Source organism: Trichococcus sp. (assembly GCF_049589555.1).
In the GTDB taxonomy this organism is placed as follows: Bacteria; Bacillota; Bacilli; order Lactobacillales; family Aerococcaceae; genus Trichococcus.
On sequence record NZ_JBAWAZ010000022.1, the window covers coordinates 1 to 2220 of the forward strand.

Below are 2220 nucleotides of genomic sequence, written 5' to 3' on the forward strand. Positions count from 1 at the left end.
TTGATGAGGAAGGAGTCCGCGAAGAGATTGTCCATCTGACCGGTTTCGGCCAAATGAACACGGAGGACTTCAATGCGCCGTTGCCATTTTCTCCTCGGGCTAAAAAAGTCATTATGTATGCGACAAATGAAGCGCACAAATTGGGGGTTCCTTTGGTAGGAACCGAACACCTTTTGTTGGGCTTGTTGAAAGAAGAAATTCTGGCAGTCAAAATCATCAAAAATCTGCAGATCGATCCGAATCTGCTGCGTAAGTCTCTCTATGAGAAACTGGGCATCAAGCAACCGACCAAACCGGATATGCGTTCAGCCAAAAAGACGGAAAAAGTGGAAGAAGGAACGCCGACTTTGGATTCCTTGGCCCGCAATCTGACGGAATTGGCACGGGAAAACCGGATGGATCCGATCGTAGGACGCGACAAGGAAGTCCGCCGCATCATGCAGATCGTTTCCCGCAGAACGAAGAACAATCCTGTTTTGGTAGGGGAACCGGGTGTCGGCAAGACCGCCATCGTGGAAGGTTTGGCACAAAAAATCGTAGCCGGCGATGTTCCGGATACGTTGGCGAACAAACGCATCATGATGTTGGATATGGGTTCACTGGTTGCAGGTACGAAATACCGCGGTGAATTCGAGGAAAGAATGAAAAAGATCATCGACGAAATCTACAATGACGGCAACGTCATCCTCTTTATCGATGAGTTGCACACCTTGATCGGTGCAGGCGGAGCAGAAGGGGCGATCGATGCCTCCAATATCCTGAAACCAGCATTGGCGAGGGGCGAACTGCAGACAATCGGTGCCACCACCCTTGATGAGTACCAAAAATATATCGAAAAAGATGCGGCGTTGGAAAGACGTTTTGCGCCTATCCATATCGATGAGCCCACACCGGAGGAATCGGTTGAAATCATGCGTGGCTTGCGTTCCCGTTATGAGGAGCACCATGGCGTGGAAATAACGGATGAGGCGCTGAAAGCTGCTGTCCAGTTATCCGTACGCTACATCACTTCCAGAAGGTTGCCGGACAAAGCGATCGATCTGATCGATGAATCCGCGGCGAAAGTCCGTTTGGATGTCACACACGGGGATACGCCAATCGGGAAAATCGAGATGGAAATTGCGAAGTTGTCGAAAGACAAGGAAGAAGCGATCCTGAATCAGGACTTCGACAAAGCTGCCCGCATCCGCAAACGCGAAATGGCGAAGAAGCAGAAATTCCAAAAAATGGTGGAACAACAAGCCCAAACAATCACGCACTACGATCTGAAAGTGACCGAAAACGACGTAGCCGAAGTGGTGGCTTTGTGGACCGGGATTCCGGTCAACCAAATGGAGCAGAAGGAAAGCGACCGTTTGATGAGGCTGGAAAAAGTGCTGCATGAACGTGTCATCGGCCAATCCGAAGCCGTCAGTGCGGTGGCCCGCGCAATCAGACGTGCACGTTCCGGCTTGAAGGATCCGAATCGCCCGATCGGTTCGTTCCTATTCTTGGGTCCTACCGGTGTCGGTAAGACAGAGTTGGTGAAAACGCTGGCTGAAGCGATGTTCGGGACAGAGGATGCCTTGGTTCGCTTGGATATGTCCGAATACATGGAAAAATACAGTACGAGTCGTTTGATCGGCTCCCCTCCCGGCTATGTCGGTTATGATGAAGGCGGCCAGTTGACGGAAAAAATCAGACAAAAACCCTACTCGGTCATTCTTCTCGACGAGATTGAAAAAGCCCATCCGGATGTCTTTAATATCCTCCTGCAAGTGTTGGATGACGGTCACTTGACAGATTCCAAAGGACGAAAGGTCGATTTCCGCAACACGATCTTGATCATGACTTCCAACTTGGGTGCAACGGCTTTGCGTGATGAAAAATCGGTCGGATTCGCGGCTAAAGATCTCAAGCATGATTATAAAGCGATGGAGAAACGCATCCGCGAAGAGCTGAAGAACAGCTTCCGTCCGGAGTTCCTGAACCGTATCGACGAAACAATCGTCTTCCACTCCTTGGAGAAAGACGAGTTGCATGAAATCGTCAAATTGATGGCGAACGGCATCGTGAAACGCTTGAAAGATCTCGATATCCATGTGCGCATCACGCCTGCAGCCATCGATGTCATCGCAAAAGCCGGTTTCGATCCGGAATACGGCGCACGTCCGATCAGACGCGCGATCCAAAAAGAAATCGAAGACAAATTGAGTGAAGAAATGTTGAGCGGCTTTATCA

General features: G+C 50.1%; 1 protein-coding gene. It reads left to right on the forward strand.

What is annotated here, in order from left to right; translation table 11 throughout:
* Nucleotides 1-2220 (forward strand): ATP-dependent Clp protease ATP-binding subunit (locus WBV27_RS01275; protein WP_424198720.1); only part of this gene is annotated, 2220 nt, incomplete at both ends.